Consider the following 21,067-nt stretch of genomic DNA (forward strand, 5'->3'; position numbering starts at 1 on the left):
ATGAAGAATATTTTTAATATAGTACTTATTGCAATAAGTTGCATTACTTTTTCAGTTGCTCAAGACAAAAGTAAAGAAGGTGTTTTTGCAGAAATAAATACTACAAAAGGTAAAATTGTAGTTGAACTTGAATACAAAAAAACACCAATAACAGTAGCTAATTTTATTTCTCTTGCCGAAGGAAAAAACCAAAAAACAAATGCTAAATACAAAGGAAAACCATTTTATAATGGATTAAAATTTCATAGGGTAATTGCTGATTTCATGATTCAAGGTGGTTGCCCTGAAGGTACCGGTGCTGGTGGACCGGGTTATAAATTTGATGATGAAATTGTACCAGATTTAAAACATTCAGGAAAAGGAATTTTATCAATGGCAAATGCGGGACCTGCTACAAACGGGAGTCAATTTTTTATCACTCACAAAGCAACACCTTGGTTAGATGGAAAACATACCGTTTTTGGACATGTAACTAGCGGATTAGACATTGTTGATAAAATTGTACAAGATGATATAATTACTTCTGTAAAGATTATTAGAGTAGGAAAAGAAGCTAAAAAATTCAATGCCGAAAAAACGTTTGCAGATTACTTCGTGAAAAAAGAAGCCGCAGAAAAATTAGCTGTAGAAAAACAAAAAGAAGCCAAAGAAAAAGCTTTAAAAGAATTTGCAAATGCAGCAACTACACCTAGTGGTTTAAAATATATTGTATTACAAGAAGGAACAGGAAACAAACCAGTTGCTACAAGTAATGTAAAAGTACATTACACAGGAATGTTCTTAGATGGAAAAGTTTTTGACAGTAGTGTTCAAAGAGGAGAAACTATCGATTTTGGTTTAAACCAAGTAATTAAAGGTTGGACAGAAGGTGTTCAATTAATGTCTGAAGGTTCTAAATACAAATTCTATATTCCTTCTAATTTAGCATATGGTGAAAGGGGTGCTGGCGGAGTAATTCCACCTAACGCTGATTTAATTTTTGAAATAGAATTAATTAAGATAAACCAATAAAATAAAAAAGCCGCTAAAATTAACTTAGCGGCTTTTTTTATTATTTCTGTTGAATTAAAATCTCCAGTCAAATTCGTCTTTATCACTAAAAACGGCACCTACTTCAATTTTAACAATTTCGTTATAATCTACGTGGAAAAACAACCAGTTTTCTTCATTAAAATAACTAATCATTCCTTCTACTGTATCCGTTTCAAATGGTTTAATTTTATTTTTTTCTAAAAGAGGAAAAACATCACTCCAATTCTTACCAATTACAGTTGTATTAAACAACTTTACAATTGGATTTGTCGTTGTCATGTAGCCTAATCTAAAAGCTTCTTCTTTATAAAAAATCAAGCGAAGTTTTCTAGTGTTATACATGAACACAACATTCTCTTCTTCGTCTTTATACTGTGTATCGGGTTTACCCAAAATTTTAATAACATCTTGCTCTTTCATTCCGAAAAGCAAATTGTCGATTCCGTATTTTAATTTAATTTCCATTCTTGTTTTTGCTAAAAAATCCCGACTTTCATCGGGATTTAAAAATTATGCTATTTTGAAACGTTTTCTATCGTTTTCATTCAAATAGATTTTACGTAAACGTAACGATTTTGGTGTTACCTCAACATACTCATCTTTTTGAATGTACTCTAAAGCTTCTTCTAATGAGAATTTGATTGCAGGAATAATTCTTGCTTTATCATCATTACCAGAAGAACGTACGTTTGTTAATTTTTTAGTTTTAGTTACATTCACCACCATATCATCTCCACGTGAATTTTCTCCAATTACCTGACCTTCGTAGATATCTTCATTAGGATCAACGAAGAATTTACCTCTATCTTGTAATTTATCAATTGAGTAAGGAATTGCTTTTCCGTTTTCCATAGAAATTAATGAACCACCTAAACGACCAGGAATTTCACCTTTGAATGGTTGGTAATCAATAAAACGGTGCGACATAATAGCCTCACCAGCCGTAGCAGTTAACAATTGATTTCTCAATCCGATAATTCCACGAGATGGAATGTTGAATTTGATAATCATACGCTCTCCTTTAGGCTCCATAGATAACATTTCACCTTTACGGATAGTTACAAATTCTACCGCTCTACCTGAAAGATTTTCTGGTAAATCAACTGTTAATTCTTCAATTGGTTCACATTTTACACCATCGATTTCTTTGATGATTACTTGTGGTTGTCCAATTTGTAACTCATATCCTTCTCTTCTCATGGTTTCAATTAAAACTGATAAGTGAAGTACACCACGACCGAATACTAAGAATTTATCAGCAGAATCAGTTTCGTTAACTCTTAATGCTAGGTTTTTCTCTAACTCTTTGTTCAAACGATCTTTAATGTGACGAGAAGTTACAAATTTTCCTTCTTTACCAAAGAAAGGAGAATCATTAATTGTAAACAACATACTCATTGTTGGCTCATCAATTGCAATAGAAGTTAAAGCTTCTGGATTTTCAAAATCAGCAACAGTATCACCAATTTCAAAACCTTCTAAACCTACAATCGCACAGATATCACCTGCTACAACTTCTTCTACTTTTTTACGACCTAAACCTTCAAAAGTATGTAATTCTTTAATTTTTGATTTGATTATTTTTCCATCTCTTTTTACCAAAGAAACATTCATTCCTTCACGTAAAACACCTCTTTGTAAACGACCAATTGCGATACGACCTGTAAACGAAGAGAAATCTAAAGATGTAATTAACATTTGAGGCGTTCCTTCAGAAACTTTAGGAGCTGGAACATGTTCCAAAACCATATCTAATAATGGCTCAATATTTTCAGTTTGGTTTTTCCAATCATCCGACATCCAGTTGTTTTTAGCTGAACCGTAAACAGTTGGGAAATCTAACTGCTCTTCTGTTGCACCTAACTCAAACATCAAGTCGAAAACTTTTTCGTGAACTTCTTCTGGAGTACAGTTTTCTTTATCTACTTTGTTAATAACAACACAAGGTTTTAAACCTAAGTCAATCGCTTTTTGTAATACGAAACGCGTTTGTGGCATTGGTCCTTCAAAAGCATCTACTAAAAGACAAACACCATCTGCCATATTAAGTACACGCTCTACTTCACCACCAAAATCGGCGTGACCTGGAGTATCGATAATGTTGATTTTTGTTCCTTTGTAAGTTACAGAAACGTTTTTAGAAGTAATAGTAATACCTCTTTCACGCTCTAAGTCATTATTATCTAAGATTAAATCTCCTGTGTTTTCGTTTTCACGAAACAACTGACAGTGGTACATGATTTTATCAACCAAAGTAGTTTTACCGTGGTCAACGTGGGCAATAATTGCGATGTTTCTAATAGAAGTCATTTATAAAATTTTTGAAGGTGCAAAGGTAATGTTTATTTTGATAAAAACACTATAGTAATCAATACTTTAGTAGAAATAACATAATAATAACGTATAAAAAAAGCCCTCGAAATGAGAGCTTTAGTATATTTTACCAACAGTAGACTATAAAGAAGCTACGTGCTTAGTTAATTTAGATTTTAAGTTTGAAGCTTTATTATCGTGGATAATATTTTTCTTAGCTAATTTATCAATCATAGAAATCACAGTTGATAATTTTGCAGAAGCCTCAGCTTTGTCAGTAGCTAAACGAATAGCTTTGATAGCATTACGAGTAGTTTTGTGTTGGTATCTGTTTAATACTCTTCTTTTCTCGTTACTTCTAATTCTTTTTAAAGCAGATTTATGATTTGCCATTTTGTTCTTTTTTTAATTGTAATAATTGTTATAAACTACTAGTTAAAAAAGAAAAACCTCCCACATTCACCTAGGCGAACACTTTGGTTTTAACTAATAAAACAATAACCGAGACACCAATTATTATTTTATAAAACTTATTTACAACTAATTTTGTAGCCCGTAGGGGAATCGAACCCCTCTTACCAGGATGAAAACCTGGCGTCCTAACCGATAGACGAACGGGCCATTAACCAATTCTTTAATCTCAATATTTGTAGCCCGTAGGGGAATCGAACCCCTCTTACCAGGATGAAAACCTGGCGTCCTAACCGATAGACGAACGGGCCATCTCGTACTCTGAGTTCTAAAAGACCTCATTTCTGTAATGCGAGTGCAAAGATAAACACATTTTTTATTCCTGCAATAGCATCAATATTTTTTTTTCGCTTTTTTTACTATTTTTTTAGTAAGCCTTTGCAAATAAGGCTCTTCCAGTTGAAGGCTTTCCTGTTAAAACACAAGTTCCGGCCTCTTCTACTCTATCTAAAGCGATACAACGAATGGTTGCTTTTGTTAATTCTTTGATTTTTTCTTCAGTTTCTGCAGTTCCATCCCAGTGTGCCGCTAAGAAACCACCTTTTGTTTCTAAAACTTCTTTAAACTCTTCAAAAGAGTTTACTTCCGTAATATGAGTATCTCTGTAATCCAATGCTTTAGCAAATAAATCATTTTGAATTGTTGCTAATAGATTTTGAATATAAGCCACTACTCCTTCTTTAGCAACAACCTCTTTAGATAAATTATCTCTACGAGCAATTTCGTAAGTTCCGTTTTCTAAATCGTTTGGTCCAAGAGCAATTCGCACTGGAACTCCTTTTAATTCCCATTCTGCAAATTTGAATCCTGGTTTTTGAGTATCTCTATTATCGTATTTAACTGAAACACCTAATTTTCTCAATTCAGCAACTAAACCATTTACTTGTTCAGAAATCGCATCAAATTGCTCATCAGTTTTATAAATTGGCACAATCACTACTTGAATAGGCGCTAAGTTCGGAGGTAAAACTAACCCTTTATCATCAGAATGCGTCATTACCAAAGCTCCCATCAAACGTGTTGATACGCCCCAAGAAGTTCCCCAAACGTGTTCTTGTTTCCCTTCTTTGTTAGCAAATTTCACATCAAAAGCTTTTGCAAAATTTTGACCTAAGAAATGCGAAGTACCTGCTTGCAATGCTTTTCCATCTTGCATTAACGCTTCAATACAATACGTTTCATCAGCTCCAGCAAAACGTTCTGTTTCTGTTTTTAAACCTTTAATCACTGGAATTGCCATGAAGTTTTGAACAAAATCAGCATACACATTCATCATTTTTTCAGATTCTTCAATCGCTTCTTGACGTGTTGCGTGAGCCGTGTGTCCTTCTTGCCATAAAAACTCAGCCGTTCTTAAAAACAAACGCGTTCTCATTTCCCAACGAACCACATTTGCCCATTGATTAATCAATAAAGGTAAATCACGGTAAGATTGCACCCAACCTTTGTAAGTTGACCAAATAATAGCCTCAGAAGTTGGACGAACAATTAATTCCTCCTCTAATTTAGCATTAGGATCAACGATTAATTTTCCTTTATTTTCTTCATCTGTTTTAAGTCTATAATGCGTCACAATGGCACATTCCTTCGCAAAGCCTTCAGCATTTTTTTCTTCCGCTTCAAACATGCTCTTTGGTACAAACAAGGGGAAATAAGCATTACTATGTCCAGTTTCTTTAAACATTCTATCTAGTTCAGCTTGCATTTTTTCCCAAATTGCATAGCCATATGGTTTAATCACCATACATCCTCTTACTCCTGAATTTTCTGCTAAATCAGCCTTTACGACTAGTTCGTTATACCATTTGGAATAATCTTCAGCTCTTGTTGTTAAGTTCTTGCTCATTATGAATATTTTGGCACAAAAATTGTTTGTATAAATTTTAACTAATTTGTTTGGCAAAAATAGTTAAATTTGAAGTGTCCAACAATAAAAAAATAAGAGTTATGAAAACTTATTACTTGTTTACCAAAAAAAATGCCATATTTTCTTTGTTTGGGTTAATGGCAATAATCACAACATCATGTGGTTCCTATCAAAATGCGTCCTATTATGATGACGGTGTATATACAACTTCAGAGAAACAAAAAGTTGTAGTTGTTGAAGATAATTCTCAAAACAACAATGCTTATTCTCAAAAGTTTAGAGAAATGCAAAATGACTATGTCTACTACTCAGAAGATGGCACCGAAAAAAAAGATAGCGTAGTAACTGTTTACAACACTCAATACAGTAACAATAATAATGCAGACTGGGGAAATAACGCAACCGAAGTAACTATCAATTACTACAATAATGGTTATGGTTGGAACAACTGGTACTCTCCATATTGGGGATTAGGATGGAACTGGGGATGGAATTCATGGTATGGACCTAACTGGGGTTGGGGATGGAATTCATGGTATGGCGCTGGCTGGGGATGGAATTCATGGTATGGACCTGGCTGGGGATGGAATGGTTGGTATGGCCCTGGATGGGGAGGCTACTATGGAAATGGTTGGGGATATTATGGTAATTACGGAAACAATGTCGCATACAATCATGGTCGCAGAGGAGGAAATGGTTACTATAATGGTGGAGGAAGAACTTCAAATCGATCTAATACACCACGTCCAAGTTTTGACACTAGAAATAACACTCCACGATCACACAACTCTACACCAAGATCTCAAAACACAACTCCAAGATCCCAAAACGTTACACCTAGAGAAGGTACTTACACACCAAGAACCAACACACAATCACCTAGAACATCAACACCTAGAGATAATAGCTCTTCTCCAAGAAGTAATAACTACTCATCACCAAGAAGTTCTTCAGGAGGAAGTTTTGGTGGCGGAAGTTTCGGAGGCGGAGGTCGTTCTGGCGGCGGAGGCGGAAGAGGCGGAAGAGGTTAAATAATTCACTAAAGATTAAAAAAAATTGAAATGAAAAAATTATTATTATCCATAATTTTTGGTAGTTCTCTTTTGGCTACTGCACAAGAAACTACTACTAATGATGCTCTAAGATATGCTGTAAATAATTTGACCGGAACAGCTAGATTCAGAGCTATGAGTGGTGCATTTGGTGCTGTTGGTGGAGATTTATCTTCTATCAATATAAATCCTGCTGGATCATTATTTTTCAACAACAACTTTGCAAGTGTTACAGTAAGTAGTCTTAATGCTCATAATCGCTCTGATTATTTTGGAACCAGAACTAAAGAAAACCATAGCACATTAGATTTAAATCAGTTAGGAGCTGTTTTAATTTTTAATGATGCCTCTGGAAATTCCGATTGGTCAAAAATTGCTGTTGCACTTAACTATGATAGCACCAACAATTTTGACAACAATATCTTTTCTGCTGGTGTGAATCCGTATAATTCTATTGGAAGTTATTTTATAGACAAAGCACAAGGATTACCATTAGAGTATATGCAATTACAACCTGGCGAAACTGTATCCCAATTGTACTCTTATCTTGGAGAAACTTCAGGCTTAGGGTTTCCAGCACAACAAGCAATGTTAGGATACCAAGCTTTCTTATTTGAAGCATTTGATGACGCTGACCCAAATAATGTTGATTATTATACCAATGTACCAACAGGAGGAAATTATTACCATGAAAACTATGTGCAAACATCTGGATTTAATGGTAAACTTTCAGCTAACTTTGCTACAGCATACAAAAACAAATTGTTTTTGGGATTCAATTTAAATGCTCATTTTACAGATTATACAAAATCAACTTCAGTATACGAAGGAAATAACAACCCATTATACACTTCTGGATTGACTGTTACCGATATCCAATTTGATAATGAATTATATACTTATGGAACTGGATTTTCTATGAATGTAGGGGCAATTTATAAATTTACTGATAATTTTAGAGCCGGTGTTGCTTATGAATCTCCAACATGGTATAATTTAAATGACGAATTATCACAACGTTTAATTGTGAGAACTACTGACGGAACAACAGATTATCAAGATGTTGTTAACCCTAACGTTGTTAATATTTATGAAACCTACAAAATTCAAACACCAAGTAAATGGACTTTTAGTGGCGCTTATATCTTTGGAAAAAAAGGATTAATAAGCGTTGATTATGCAACAAAAGATTATAGCAACATTAAATTTAAACCAACCAACGATAGTTTCTTTAGCGATTTAAACTCTCAAATGGATAGTCAATTTAAAAACGCATACGAATTAAGAATTGGTGGTGAATACAAAATCAAACAATGGAGTCTTCGCGGAGGATATAGATTTGAAGAAAGTCCATACAAAGTAGATTTTGCAATGGGAGATTTAACTGGTTATTCTACAGGAATTGGCTACAACTTTGGTGAAAGCAGATTAGATGTAGCTTATGCTAACGACCACAGAAATTATAACCAGTCTTTAATTTCTTCAGGAATGAATGATACTGCAAGAATAAGAACAACAAATAACAATATTACCGTTACTTATTCTATTAATTTCTAAAAAAAACTAAAACAAAATATCAAACCACTTCTTCAACCGAAGTGGTTTTTTTATACCCAAGCCACAACCGCTAGCCCCGATGGGAGCGACATCCCGCCTTGGCGGATATAGCGGACAGCGGAACCAAACCATTAAAAAAATCCCAATCGCTGGTGCTTCTACTAATTATTTTATGTAATTTTGCACCTCAAAATTAAAAGCATGAGAACCAAATCGTTAAAGAAAAATAAAATCAATGTAATTACTCTTGGATGTTCTAAAAACACTTACGACAGTGAGGTTTTAATGGGACAACTAAAAGCCAACGGAAAAGATGTTGCTCATGAAGAAGAAGGCAATATCGTAGTAATTAACACTTGTGGTTTTATTGATAATGCAAAGGAAGAATCGGTAAATACGATTTTGGAATATGTAGACAAAAAAGACCAAGGCTTAGTAGATAAAGTATTCGTTACCGGATGTTTATCAGAAAGATACCGTCCTGATTTAGAGAAGGAAATTCCAGATGTTGACCAATACTTTGGAACTACAGAGTTACCGCTTTTATTGAAAGCTTTAGGTGCCGATTACAAACATGAATTATTAGGAGAGCGTTTAACTACAACTCCAAAAAATTACGCCTATTTAAAAATTGCCGAAGGTTGTGACAGACCTTGTAGTTTTTGCGCGATTCCGTTAATGCGTGGAAAACACGTTTCGCAACCTATTGAAAAATTGGTTAAAGAAGCAGAAGGTTTGGCTAAAAAAGGAGTAAAAGAATTAATTTTAATAGCTCAAGATTTAACTTATTACGGATTAGATTTATACAAAAAACGTAATCTTGCTGAATTACTAGAAAACTTAGTTAAAGTAGAAGGAATTGAGTGGATTCGTTTGCATTATGCTTTTCCTAGTGGTTTCCCAATGGACGTTTTAGACGTAATGAAACGCGAACCAAAAATTTGTAATTATATTGATATTCCGTTGCAACACATTTCAGATGATATTTTAAAATCGATGAAACGTGGTACCACAAAAGAGAAAACAACTAAATTATTACAAGAATTTAGAGAAAGAGTTCCAGGAATGGCAATTAGAACTACTTTGATTGTAGGATATCCAGGTGAAACACAGGAAGATTTCGAAATTCTACGCGATTGGGTACAAGAAATGAAATTCGAGCGTTTAGGATGTTTTACCTATTCTCATGAAGAAAATACGGGGGCTTTTGTATTAGAAGATGATGTTCCTCAAGAAGTAAAACAAGCGCGTGCTGCTGAAATTATGGATTTACAATCGCAAATTTCTTGGGATTTAAATCAAGAGAAAATTGGACAAACTTTCAAATGTGTAATTGACAGAAAAGAAGGTCAATATTTCATTGGAAGAACAGAATTTGATAGTCCGGATGTGGATAACGAAGTATTAGTTGACGCTTCTAAACACTATTTAAAAACAGGAGATTTTGTAAACTTAAAAATTACAGATGCTACCGAATTTGACTTGTATGCTGAACCCGTTTAACTTCTACTTAGTGTTCAAAATTATATCTAAATCCTTACATTTTTTTGTAAGGATTTTTTATTTGAAATGACAATTGTCATATCTACTTTCATTTTTTATTGGTAAATTTGGGTATAGTAATTTAAAAACCAGCATTATGATAACTAAACATCCTATTTACCTAGATTTCCCTGAATACGCAGACAAGATTAAAAATCTGTATCATAACAATGATGAATTTCAGGTTTTATTACATTCGTATACAGATTTAGATGAAAAAATATACAAAATAGAAACAGACGAAGAGTTAGCTATGGATGATGAATTATCACAACTTAGAAAAAATCGTGTATTTCTAAAAGATGAAATTGTTAACTTTTTAAAAGATAGCTAAACCTTTTTTAAATCAACACAAACAAAAAACCGCTTAAAAGCGGTTTTTTGTTATAACAATGTTGATGGACAAACATAAGCGGTTTTAGGTAAATGAGTTGTCTTAGAAATTTCATTAAAACCACCCGAAACATCCATAAAATTATCAAACCCTCGTTGTTTTAAAATGGAAGCTGCTATCATACTGCGATAACCTCCAGCACAGTAAATCACAAAGGATTTATCTTTAGGAAAGCTATCTAATTTAGCATTCAATTGATTCAATGGAATATTTACTGAATTCAAAAGATGCTCAGAATCAAATTCACTTTTTTTACGAACATCAAATAATAGTAAATCGGCTGTTTGAAGCATTTCTTCTAATTGTTCGCCTGTAATTCTTTTTAAAGTATCTATTTCTTTTCCTGATTGTTTCCATGATGCAAATCCACCTTCTAAATAACCGATAGTATTATCATATCCAACTCTAGATAATCGAATCATACATTCTTCTTCCCTACCGGGTTCAGTGACTAAAAGAATAGCTTGATTAATATCGGAAATCATTTCTCCAACCCACATGGCAAAACTTCCATCGATACCAATATTAATACTATTTGGAATAAACCCATTTGCAAAATCATTAGCATTTCTAGTATCTAAAATTAAAGCGCCAGATACATTTGCTAAAGTTTCAAAGTCATTTGGATTCAAAGGTTTTTTAGCTTTTTCAATAACTTTATCTAACGATTCATATCCTTTTAAATTCAGTAATACATTTTTTGGAAAATATCCTGGTGGAGTTGTTAATCCCGTAAGTAATTCATTAACAAATTCGTCTTCTGTCATATCTGATCGAAGCGCATAATTGGTTCGTTTTTGATTTCCTAGTGTATCGGTAGTTTCTTTACTCATGTTTTTTCCACAAGCACTTCCAGCACCATGATTTGGATATACAATTAACTGATCAGATAAAGGCATTATTTTCTCACGAAGCGAATGATATAATAAACGAGCTAATTTATCCTGAGTTAAATCAGCAATCACGTGTTGGGCCAAATCTGGGCGACCAACATCACCAATAAACAAAGTATCGCCTGAGATAATTCCATGTTCTTTATCGTTTTCATCAATCAACAAATATGTTGTGCTTTCCATGGTATGACCTGGCGTATGAATGGCTTTTATTTTATAATTTCCAATGGTAAAAAATTGCCCATCTGTTGCTATTAAAGCATCATAATTAGGTTTTGCGGTTGGACCGAAAACAATTTGAGCTCCTGTTTTTGCTTTTAAATCCAAATGACCGCTCACAAAATCGGCATGAAAATGCGTTTCAAAAACATATTTGATTTTGGCATTATCCTTTTTGGCACGATCAATATAAGGTTGGACTTCTCTTAGTGGATCAAAAATAGCTGCTTCACCATTATTTTCAACGTAATAAGCGGCATGCGCCATACAACCCGTGTAAATCTGTTCTACTTTCATGACATAACTTTTAGAAGTTACGAATTTACATGCTAGTAGCTAGAAGTAAAATGATAAATATCATGTAGAAAACTATCGATTATTTTCTAAAACACGATTAATTTGAATGAAACGTTTTTTGTAGTAAGGTTCTTCCGTAGATGAAATTATAACTCCAGCCTGCACTGAGGAATGAATAAACTTAATTTCATCACCAATTATTTCGGTAATCATTCCCACGTGATTGATACTTCCTCTACCATTGGTTGTAAAGAAAATTAAATCGCCTTTTTGTGCTTGACTTCTGTCAATTTTATAACCCGCTCCTACCGCCATGGAACTTGAAGAACGAGGCAAAGTCATATCGATATGTTTAAAAGTGGAAAACATTAATCCAGAGCAATCAAAACCAGCACTCGTAGTTCCGCCACCTCTATATCTAGTTCCAATGTGTTGCGAAGCTTTCGCAATTAAAAATTCGGCTTTAGACATGTTTTCTGGAGAAAGCTCTTCCACCTCTTTAGGACTACTTACAATCTCATTTTGATGTTTTGCTAATTCTACATCTCCTTTTTTAATTACAACTTCATATCCGATTGGTAAATTGGCAATAATTTCAGGATTCATTTCTTCTAAATCCTTCACACTAACTTTATACTTTTTTGAAAGTCTATATAAAGTTTCGCCTTTGGTTACTGTGTGCACTTTGTTTCCTAATTCATCCGTACATAAATTAGCATCCATGTTAGTTGGATTGGATATTTCAGCAACTACTGTTTTTGTTTCTTTAGGCTTATTTTCTTTAGGAGTTTCTTTTTCTTTAGGAGCTTCTTTTACTTTTTTTGCAGAAACAACTATTTTATCTCCAATTTGTATCGACTCAGGCTTGATATCTGGATTTAATTCTTTCAATTTTTCTAGACTGATATCGTACTTTTTAGCAATCTTATATAGTGATTCACCCGATTCAACTATATGAGTTTCTGTGGCATTCTTAGTTGAAGAAACTTCTTTATTACTCTTTGATTTTGATTTTTTGTTGGGAATTAACAAAACAGTTTTTAGCTGTAGTAAAGCCCCTTTCGATTTTGGATTTAATTCGTAAATATCTGATTCACTAACATCATACTTTTTAGCAATGGAATAAATGGATTCACCCGAAACCACTGTATGTTTGATTGTCTTTTGAGAAAAAACAACACCACTACAGAAGAAAAGAAAAAAAGTTATAATGTGGAATAATTTCATTTAGAATTAATTTAGATGGATTGTATAATTTGACGGTTGCAAGATAAAAAAAACTCCCTAAAAAAAGGGAGTTTTAACAATATTTTAAACTACAACGGAATATTTCCGTGTTTGCGTTTTGGTGTATCAACCACTTTGTTTTCTAACATGCTAAACGCTTTTATTAATTTTCTTCTTGTATCTCTTGGTAAAATTACCTCATCAATAAATCCACGTTGCGCTGCTGTGTAAGGATTTGCGAATAACTCTGCATATTCTGCTTCTTTTTCAGCCAATTTAGCCGCTGGATCTGCCGCCTCGCTAATTTCTTTTTTGAAGATAATTTCCGATGCTCCTTTTGCACCCATTACGGCAATTTCTGCGCTTGGCCAAGCAAAATTCATATCCGCTCCAATGTGTTTTGAATTCATTACGTCATAAGCTCCACCGTAAGCTTTACGAGTAATTACTGTAACTCTTGGAACTGTCGCCTCGCTAAATGCATATAATAATTTCGCTCCGTGTGTGATAATTCCGTTCCATTCTTGATCAGTTCCAGGTAAGAAACCTGGTACATCTTCTAATACTAATAAAGGAATATTGAAACAATCACAAAAACGAACAAATCGAGCAGCTTTAATTGAACTGTTTACATCCAAACAACCTGCTAAAACCATTGGTTGGTTAGCTACAATTCCGATACTTCTTCCGCCTAAACGAGCAAAACCTACAATAATATTTTCGGCAAAATCTTTGTGAATTTCAAAGAACGAATCTTCATCGATAATTCCGCTGATTACTTCGTGCATATCGTATGGCTTGTTCGCACTATCAGGCACAAGTGTGTCTAATTTTTCGCGAACCTCATCTTGAAATTCATAAGCTAATTTTGGAGTGGTTTCTCTATTATTTTGTGGGATGTAACTCAATAATCGTTTGATATCTTCCAAACACTCCACACCATTTGGTGAAGTAATATGACAAACTCCTGATTTTGACGCATGAGTCGCTGCTCCACCTAATTCTTCTGAAGTTACTTCTTCATTCGTAACAGTTTTCACAACGTTTGGACCAGTAACAAACATATAACTGTTGTTTTCTACCATCATGGTAAAATCTGTCATAGCTGGAGAATAAACCGCTCCACCCGCACATGGACCCATAATAGCCGAAATTTGAGGAATTACTCCAGATGCTTGAACGTTTCTGTAAAAAATATCCGCATATCCACCAAGTGAACGAACACCTTCCTGAATACGAGCTCCACCTGAATCATTTAATCCAATCATTGGGGCACCATTCTTCACTGCCATGTCCATTACTTTACAGATTTTCTCAGCATGAGTTTCGGATAACGAACCTCCAAAAACCGTAAAATCTTGAGCAAAAACGTAAACTAATCTTCCGTTGATGGTTCCGTAACCAGTTACTACTCCATCACCATAAATAATTTCTTTTTCCATTCCGAAATCGGTAGTACGATGTGTTACTAGCATTCCGATTTCTTCAAACGAACCTTCGTCTAATAAATATTCGACACGTTCTCTTGCTGTTAATCGTTTTTTAGCGTGTAGTGCTGCTATTCTTTTTTCGCCTCCGCCTAATTTGGCTAAAGCGATTTTATCGTTTAATATTTTGATTTTATCTTCCATTTTCTTTCAATGAGTCAATTAGACAATGTGTCGATGTGCCAATTAATTTGGTAATCTTAGAACTTTTTGATCTTCTACGTATTGTTGAAATGCAATCATGGCTGCGATTTCGGCTTCGGTATCTAATTTTGATTTTAGTTTTTCAGCATCGTAATACGCTTTCACAAATCCAGTATCAAAATCTCCTGAACGGAATGCTTCATGCTCCATTACAAATTTCCCGAATGGTAATGTTGTTGCAACTCCTTCTACCAAATAATTATCAATTGCTTTAATCATCAATTCGATAGATTCTTCACGCGTATTTCCGTACGTAATCAATTTTGAAAGCATTGGATCGTAGTAAATTGGCACATCCATTCCTTCTTCGATTCCGTTATCAACACGGATTCCTTCTCCTTCTGGCAATTTGTAAGTACTTAAGAAACCAACGTTTGGTAAGAAATCATTCATTGGATCTTCGGCATATACGCGAAGTTCCATTGCGTGACCTTTGATTTGTAAATCTTCTTGTTTCATTGGTAAAGCTTCGCCACGTGCTACACGAATTTGCAATTCTACTAAATCCAATCCAGAAATTAATTCTGAAACTGGGTGCTCTACTTGCAAACGGGTATTCATTTCTAAGAAATAGAAATTATGGTCAGCATCCATCAAAAACTCAACGGTTCCTGCTCCTAAATAATCACAAGCTTTAGCCACTTTTACAGCCGCCTCACCCATTTCTTTACGTTTTTCTGGAGTCAAAATTGCTGAAGGTGCTTCTTCTACTACTTTTTGATGACGGCGTTGGATACTACATTCTCTTTCGAAAACATACACTATATTTCCGTGACTATCCGCCATTACTTGAATTTCAATGTGGCGTGGTTTGGTCACATATTTTTCAATGAAAACTGAACCATCTCCAAATGCATTCGTTGCTTCCGAAATCGCTCTATCCATTTGAGAAACGAAATCTTCTGCTTTTTCCACCACACGCATTCCTTTTCCTCCACCACCAGCTGAAGCTTTGATTAGAATCGGGAACCCAATTTCTGTTGCAATTTTCTTTGCTGCTTCGATATCAGTGATAGCATCTTCAGTTCCTGGAACCATTGGGATTCCGTATTCTTTAACCGCGTCTTTTGCAGCTAATTTACTTCCCATCATTTCAATCGCTTTCGATTTTGGTCCGATGAAAATGATGTTATTTTTTTCACAAGCTTCTGCGAAAGTTGAGTTTTCACTCAAGAATCCGTAACCTGGATGTACCGCATCAACTCCAAGTTCTTTACAAACTTCTATGATTTTATCGCCACGTAAATACGATTGACTTGATGCTGCTTCACCAATTAAAACCGCTTCATCTGCATATTTAACGTGTAATGCATTTCTATCGGCAGACGAATAAACCGCTACCGTTTTGATTCCCATTTTTTTCGCGGTTTTCATTACTCTAATGGCAATTTCACCACGATTGGCAACTAATATTTTTTTAATTTCTTTCATCTTATTCGAATTCAATTAACAATTGTCCTTTATCTACTGCATTTCCTTTTTCAACCGTGATTGATTTGATAACTCCATCTCTTGGTGAAAGGAAACAGTTTTCCATTTTCATGGCTTCTAAAATCAATAAAGGATCGTTTTCTTTTACTTCTTGTCCAACCGAAACGTTGATTTCTAGAATCAAACCTGGCATTGGCGCTTTGATAGCATTAACTACTTTTGTTCTACCACGTTCAATTCCCATACTTTTGATTAATTCATCTAAAGCACCTGAAATAGCCACTTCATAAGTGTTATTGTTAACTTTTACGGTATATTTTTTGGAAATAAAATCAGCCGATACAATTTCAGCCTTGTAAGGTTTGTTTTCTTTTAGTACATGAAACTTTGCTTCTTCTACCTTTACGGCATCTAAATTTTGAAGACTATTTTCAGTAACTTCAAACGAAGCAGAATTGTTTACTAAAAGCTTATAAATGTTATCCATATGAGATTTTTTTTAGTGGACGTAAACTTACGAAAAGAAATCGTTTTCGTAAATGATAAATCTCATAAAATTTGGAAAATAAGTATAGTTATTCTCTTTTCATGTATAATTTAATCAATTCGAATAATCGCTCTTTTTCAATTGGTTTTGAAATAAAATCGGTAAAACCTAATTCTTTAATTTTATTGATTTCGTCTTCAAAAGTGTAAGACGTTTGAGCTATTATTGGAATTGTTTGATTAAATTTTCGGATTTCAGAAAAGGCTTCATAACCATTAAGATTTGGCATTTTAATATCCATAAGTATCAAATCGATTTCATGATTGTTTTTACAAAACTCAACAGCTTCTGCTCCATCTTTTGCACGGATGACTTTAAAATTAAAGCTTTTCACCATTTTTTCAATTAGTAAAAAGTTGATATTATCATCTTCTGCAATCAAAATTATTTCTTCTTCACCTAAATCTAAAAGTTGTATATCATTTGGCAGTTCTTGTATTTCAATAGATTTATTTTCAGAATAATGCAATGGAATAGAAAAATAAAAAGTAGATCCAATTCCAACTTGAGAATTAAAACTAATTTGACCGCCAAGCATTTCAACATAGGCTTTTGAAATGGCTAAACCTAATCCGAGTCCTTCATTAGCGGAAATACCTTTGGCGTTAATTTTACTAAATCTTTTAAAAATGTTTTCTTGAAAATTCTCTGGAATTCCAATACCAGAATCTTTTACACTAAAAATTATCGAATTATTTTTTTCATCCAAAGTATAATCTAAAATAATAAAACCTTCTTCGGTAAACTTATAAGCGTTGTTTAATAAATTAGTAATAATTTCGCCTAATTTGACTTTATCCGAAACAATATTATTGGCTAATTTTTGACTCGGTCTAGTTAATTTAAAAACTACTTTATCATTGCTATAGAGCTTTTCGTATGACGCAAATAATTGATCAATCAACTCATCTAAATCGAACGTTTGTAAATTAGGTTTGATAATTTGGGAATCAATTTTTGACATTTCAACTAAATCATCGATTATTTCGAGAAGATTCTTACCACTTTGCTGAATTACTTTTATGTATTCATTTCTATCATCTTCTGACAAATTTTGGTGAGAAAGCAAATCTGAAAAGCCTAAAATTGCGTTCATCGGAGTTCTAATTTCATGTGATAAATTCATTAAAAAAGCTGATTTTAATTTATCACTTTCTTCCGCTTTATTCTTAGCAATTTCTAATTCTTTAGCTTTTATTTGGTTTTCTTCAAACAATTTTCCGATATATCGAAATTCGCCTTTAATACTTTTTAGTGATTGAATTGCGTGAGAATCACCCGTTTTCAGTATTTTTTTGATAAAACTCAGCGGAAGTTTAGACCATCGATTTGCATAATAATAGTAAACCATCCACGATAAAATTATGGCAATCGTTATAACAATTAAAATGAATTTTGTTATCCAAAAATCAATATTATATGCTCTTTTATAAATAAGCTTTTGAATGATTTTATCGTTATAATCTTTCAAAGGCATTATAAAAGATACCGCTTTAGATTTCACTTCTGGTTGTTTGAAAAATTCGATATTTGAAGTACTAATCTTTTCAAAGTTGGCAAAATATTCGTTATCTAATAATCTCACCATAAAAAAACAACCCGATGGTTTTGTTTTGTTTTTATAAGGATCATCAGATGGATGAATTGTTGCAGCATAAACCTCCACTACACCTTCAGGAATTTTTAAATAAAATCGATCTACTTTTTTAGTAAGTAATCGTAAAATAGCTTCTTTTGGAATAAAATCTACAGTTTTTATTTTAGGAGTTGAAACTTTCGTTAAAAATGTACCAGTAGTATCATAAACACAGACATATTCAACCTTATAAGTATCTAAAATATTGGCAACCGAAGTATTAAACCATTTAACATCTTTAGTTGTAATAAAATCTACAAATTCATCCCAATAGGTTACATCTACTACTAATGACGTATAGTTCTCCGTGTTTAATTTTAATAAAGAGGTGATTTCGTTTTTATAAACTTTATTACTAGAATCATAGATTTCTTTTTCTTGTACCTTCATGTAATAGTACAAAGAACCTACTAAAACTAACAATCCAAAAGACATTAGAGAAAGTAAGCTGATTACTTTTGTATAGGTAGAATCAACATTTTTAGAGAAAAAAAACTTCATTCCAATATTTATTAGATGTTAAATTTATAATTTTTTTTCAATAAAAATCATTTTTTACCAATAAAGTAATGCCATATAATTAAGAATATTAAAAAACCAACAAAGAAGTACTTCTCAAAATTTGAATCGGTTTACTGTACCAAAACAATTCGAAATCATCAAATTGTTGTTCAAAATCAGATTTCAATTGAGAAAAAGTCATTTTGTTCTCAGCAAAAACCGAAATTTTATCTAAAGTATCCACCAGCCACTTTCCTTCTTCGGCATTTAGAGAAATATCGTAGGATTGCGTTTTATTGTGAAACGTTAATTTCATCATTTCCCAAGAATTCCCTTTTTTTGATTTGGTAAAGATTTCTGTTTGAGGTGTTCCTCCTATCCAAACGATTTTTGCATTAGGTTTTACTGAGAAATTTTGTTCTTTTTCCAAACAATTATAAATAAAATCAGAAGGAATTTTTGTCTTTGGAATTTTGAAATCAAACCAATCCTGCAAGTCGTAATCAAAGCAGATTCCGTGCATATAATTAAATAACGATTTCTTTAATCCGAAGCTAAATTTATCGTGATTGATTCCAGTTTTATCTTTGAAATTGATGTCGTTATTAGCAAATATAATTTCATTTTGCTCCGGAATTACTCCGAATTCTTCAGGAAACATGCCAACAGGAGAATGCGCTGTCATAGCAAATTGATGCCAAAAACCACTTTGCAAAACACCCAATTCAAACAATTGTCTAACCATTTCCAAACTATCCACGGTTTCTTGAATCGTTTGTGTTGGATAACCATACATCAAATACGCATGGACCATTATTCCCGATTCAGTGAAATTTCGGGTTACTTGTGCTACTTGTTCGACGGTTACTCCTTTTTTGATTAATTCTAAAAGTCGGTCCGAAGCCACTTCTAATCCTCCAGAAACCGCAATACAACCCGATTCTTTTAACAACAAACACAAATCAGCCGTGAAACTTTTCTCAAAACGGATGTTAGTCCACCAAGTGACCACTAATTTTCGTTTGATAATTTCCAAAGCTACTTCACGCATTAAAGCTGGTGGCGCTGCCTCATCTACAAAATGGAATCCGTTTTCGCCTGTTTGAGCGATTAATTCTTCCATTCGGTCGACCAAAATTTTGGCAGCTATGGGTTCATATAACTTAATATAATCTAATGAAATATCGCAAAACGTACATTTTCCCCAATAACAACCGTGCGCCATGGTGAGTTTATTCCAACGACCATCGCTCCATAAACTGTGCATGGGATTGGCGACTTCAATTACGGAAATATATTTATCTAATAATAAATCGAAATAATCTGGAGTTCCAACTTCACTTTGCTTGTAATCGTGGCGAGTGGAATTGTTTTTATAGACGACCTGGTTATTTTCTAAGAGAAAAGTTCGCTTTAAAGGCATCTCTTCCGAAATTTCGGAATCGTTCGATGTGACAAAATCGTACAACAATTCAACAGGTAGTTCCCCATCATCTAAAGTAATAAAATCGAAGAATTCAAAAACGCGTTGGTCTTTTAATTCGCGAAGTTCTGTATTTGGAAAACCGCCACCCATTGCTGTTTTTATATCCGGAAAATTGGCTTTTATGAATTGAGCACAACGAAAAGCGCTGTATAAATTTCCAGGAAATGGAACGGAAAAACATACTAATTTAGGTTGGACTTCTTCAATTCTTTTTTTCAGAATTTTGATGGTGATTTCATCAATAAACGTTAATTCATTTTGCAAATGATTGTATAACTGATCAAAAGAATTCGCGCTTCTTCCTAAACGCTCGGCATAACGACTAAATCCGAAATTTTCATCGACACATTCTACAATAAAATCGGATAAATCTTCAAGATATAAAGTAGCTAAATGTTTCGCTTTGTCTTGCATTCCCATCGAACCAAAAGCAAATTCCATATCGTCTAATTGGTCAAAACGAGAAGCTTCAGGTAAAAAATTCCCTGAACAAATTTGTCGCGCTAAAGATGGATTTTTACCTTGAAGAAAAGCAATTACAGAATTTATTGTTTTGATGTAATCGCCTTTTAGGGAATAAATTCGTTGTGAATTCGGCTCAAATTCTTCAAACTTGAAACCTGAAACCTGAAACAAACTTTCTAAACCTTCTTTGGAAAACATTTCTAAAATCACCTCGATACCTAAATCCATTTGGTAAGCCGAAATGTTTTTGGTCTTCAGAAAACCTTTCAAATAAGCCGTTGCTGGATACGGCGTATTCAGTTGGGTAAAAGGTGGTGTGATTAATAGAATGTCTTTCAAAGTTTTCTAATAAAATTATGATTATCTATTTTAGAAAGAATTTAAATAGTATTGTAGCAAGTTAAGTTTTTAATTTATTTTTATATTTTTACGAAAAATTTTACAAA

General features: G+C 33.5%; 16 protein-coding genes and 2 tRNA genes. 5 read left to right on the forward strand and 13 right to left on the reverse strand.

Annotated elements, in window-relative coordinates:
- On the forward strand, positions 1-1,011 hold the full coding sequence (locus IM755_RS05950) for a peptidylprolyl isomerase (RefSeq protein WP_194094728.1): 1,011 nt from the start codon (positions 1-3) through the stop codon (positions 1,009-1,011).
- Positions 1,012-1,065: 54 nt separating this feature from the next.
- Here IM755_RS05950 and IM755_RS05955 read toward each other — a convergent pair whose 3' ends face one another.
- From IM755_RS05955 to proS, 6 genes are all read right to left on the reverse strand, one after another.
- A complete protein-coding gene (locus IM755_RS05955; RefSeq protein WP_194094729.1) occupies positions 1,066-1,497 on the reverse strand; it encodes a hypothetical protein in 432 nt (143 codons plus the stop codon).
- Positions 1,498-1,542: 45 nt separating this feature from the next.
- Positions 1,543-3,342 (reverse strand): translational GTPase TypA, encoded by a 1,800-nt coding sequence (gene typA, locus IM755_RS05960; protein ID WP_194094731.1) that lies wholly within the window; start codon positions 3,340-3,342, stop codon positions 1,543-1,545.
- Positions 3,343-3,486: 144 nt separating this feature from the next.
- Positions 3,487-3,738, reverse strand: coding sequence for a 30S ribosomal protein S20 (gene rpsT / locus IM755_RS05965; protein WP_026724626.1), 252 nt, complete (start codon positions 3,736-3,738; stop codon positions 3,487-3,489).
- A gap of 156 nt (positions 3,739-3,894) precedes the next feature.
- Positions 3,895-3,966, reverse strand: a tRNA-Glu gene (locus IM755_RS05970).
- Positions 3,967-3,995: 29 nt separating this feature from the next.
- Positions 3,996-4,067: transfer RNA gene (locus IM755_RS05975), tRNA-Glu, on the reverse strand.
- A gap of 116 nt (positions 4,068-4,183) precedes the next feature.
- A complete protein-coding gene (gene proS / locus IM755_RS05980; RefSeq protein WP_194094733.1) occupies positions 4,184-5,662 on the reverse strand; it encodes a proline--tRNA ligase in 1,479 nt (492 codons plus the stop codon).
- A gap of 101 nt (positions 5,663-5,763) precedes the next feature.
- Between proS and IM755_RS05985 the strand changes: the two genes are divergently transcribed.
- The 4 genes from IM755_RS05985 to IM755_RS06000 all read left to right on the forward strand — a co-directional run bounded on the left by IM755_RS05985 (position 5,764) and on the right by IM755_RS06000 (position 10,168).
- Positions 5,764-6,714 carry a hypothetical protein gene (locus IM755_RS05985; RefSeq protein ID WP_194094735.1) on the forward strand — a complete coding sequence of 317 codons (951 nt, stop codon included), beginning with the start codon at positions 5,764-5,766 and terminating at the stop codon, positions 6,712-6,714.
- Positions 6,715-6,744: 30 nt separating this feature from the next.
- On the forward strand, positions 6,745-8,292 hold the full coding sequence (locus tag IM755_RS05990) for an OmpP1/FadL family transporter (RefSeq protein ID WP_194094737.1): 1,548 nt from the start codon (positions 6,745-6,747) through the stop codon (positions 8,290-8,292).
- A 201-nt stretch (positions 8,293-8,493) separates the two neighbouring features.
- Positions 8,494-9,795, forward strand: coding sequence for a 30S ribosomal protein S12 methylthiotransferase RimO (rimO, locus tag IM755_RS05995; RefSeq protein ID WP_194094739.1), 1,302 nt, complete (start codon positions 8,494-8,496; stop codon positions 9,793-9,795).
- A gap of 136 nt (positions 9,796-9,931) precedes the next feature.
- Positions 9,932-10,168, forward strand: a complete 237-nt coding sequence (locus tag IM755_RS06000) for a YdcH family protein (RefSeq protein ID WP_194094741.1) — start codon at positions 9,932-9,934, stop codon at positions 10,166-10,168.
- Between the two features lie 50 nt (positions 10,169-10,218).
- On the opposite strand, the gene IM755_RS06005 is transcribed toward IM755_RS06000, so the two are convergent.
- The 7 genes from IM755_RS06005 to IM755_RS06035 form a co-directional block, all read right to left on the reverse strand.
- On the reverse strand, positions 10,219-11,637 hold the full coding sequence (locus tag IM755_RS06005) for an MBL fold metallo-hydrolase (protein ID WP_194094743.1): 1,419 nt from the start codon (positions 11,635-11,637) through the stop codon (positions 10,219-10,221).
- 72 nt (positions 11,638-11,709) lie between these two features.
- Complete coding sequence (locus IM755_RS06010) at positions 11,710-12,864, reverse strand: peptidoglycan endopeptidase (RefSeq protein WP_194094746.1); 1,155 nt, start codon at positions 12,862-12,864, stop codon at positions 11,710-11,712.
- 89 nt (positions 12,865-12,953) lie between these two features.
- Entirely contained in the window at positions 12,954-14,495 is a 1,542-nt protein-coding gene (locus IM755_RS06015) for an acyl-CoA carboxylase subunit beta (RefSeq protein WP_194094748.1), read from the reverse strand.
- A gap of 42 nt (positions 14,496-14,537) precedes the next feature.
- Complete coding sequence (locus IM755_RS06020) at positions 14,538-15,977, reverse strand: acetyl-CoA carboxylase biotin carboxylase subunit (RefSeq protein ID WP_194095370.1); 1,440 nt, start codon at positions 15,975-15,977, stop codon at positions 14,538-14,540.
- Positions 15,978-15,987: 10 nt separating this feature from the next.
- Positions 15,988-16,473, reverse strand: coding sequence for a biotin/lipoyl-containing protein (locus tag IM755_RS06025; protein ID WP_194094750.1), 486 nt, complete (start codon positions 16,471-16,473; stop codon positions 15,988-15,990).
- An 88-nt stretch (positions 16,474-16,561) separates the two neighbouring features.
- A complete protein-coding gene (locus IM755_RS06030) occupies positions 16,562-18,670 on the reverse strand; it encodes a response regulator (RefSeq protein ID WP_194094752.1) in 2,109 nt (702 codons plus the stop codon).
- Between the two features lie 88 nt (positions 18,671-18,758).
- Complete coding sequence (locus IM755_RS06035; RefSeq protein WP_194094754.1) at positions 18,759-20,960, reverse strand: B12-binding domain-containing radical SAM protein; 2,202 nt, start codon at positions 20,958-20,960, stop codon at positions 18,759-18,761.
- Positions 20,961-21,067: the final 107 nt, after the last annotated feature.

The organism is Flavobacterium proteolyticum (assembly GCF_015223105.1).
In the GTDB taxonomy this organism is placed as follows: domain Bacteria; phylum Bacteroidota; class Bacteroidia; order Flavobacteriales; family Flavobacteriaceae; genus Flavobacterium; species Flavobacterium proteolyticum.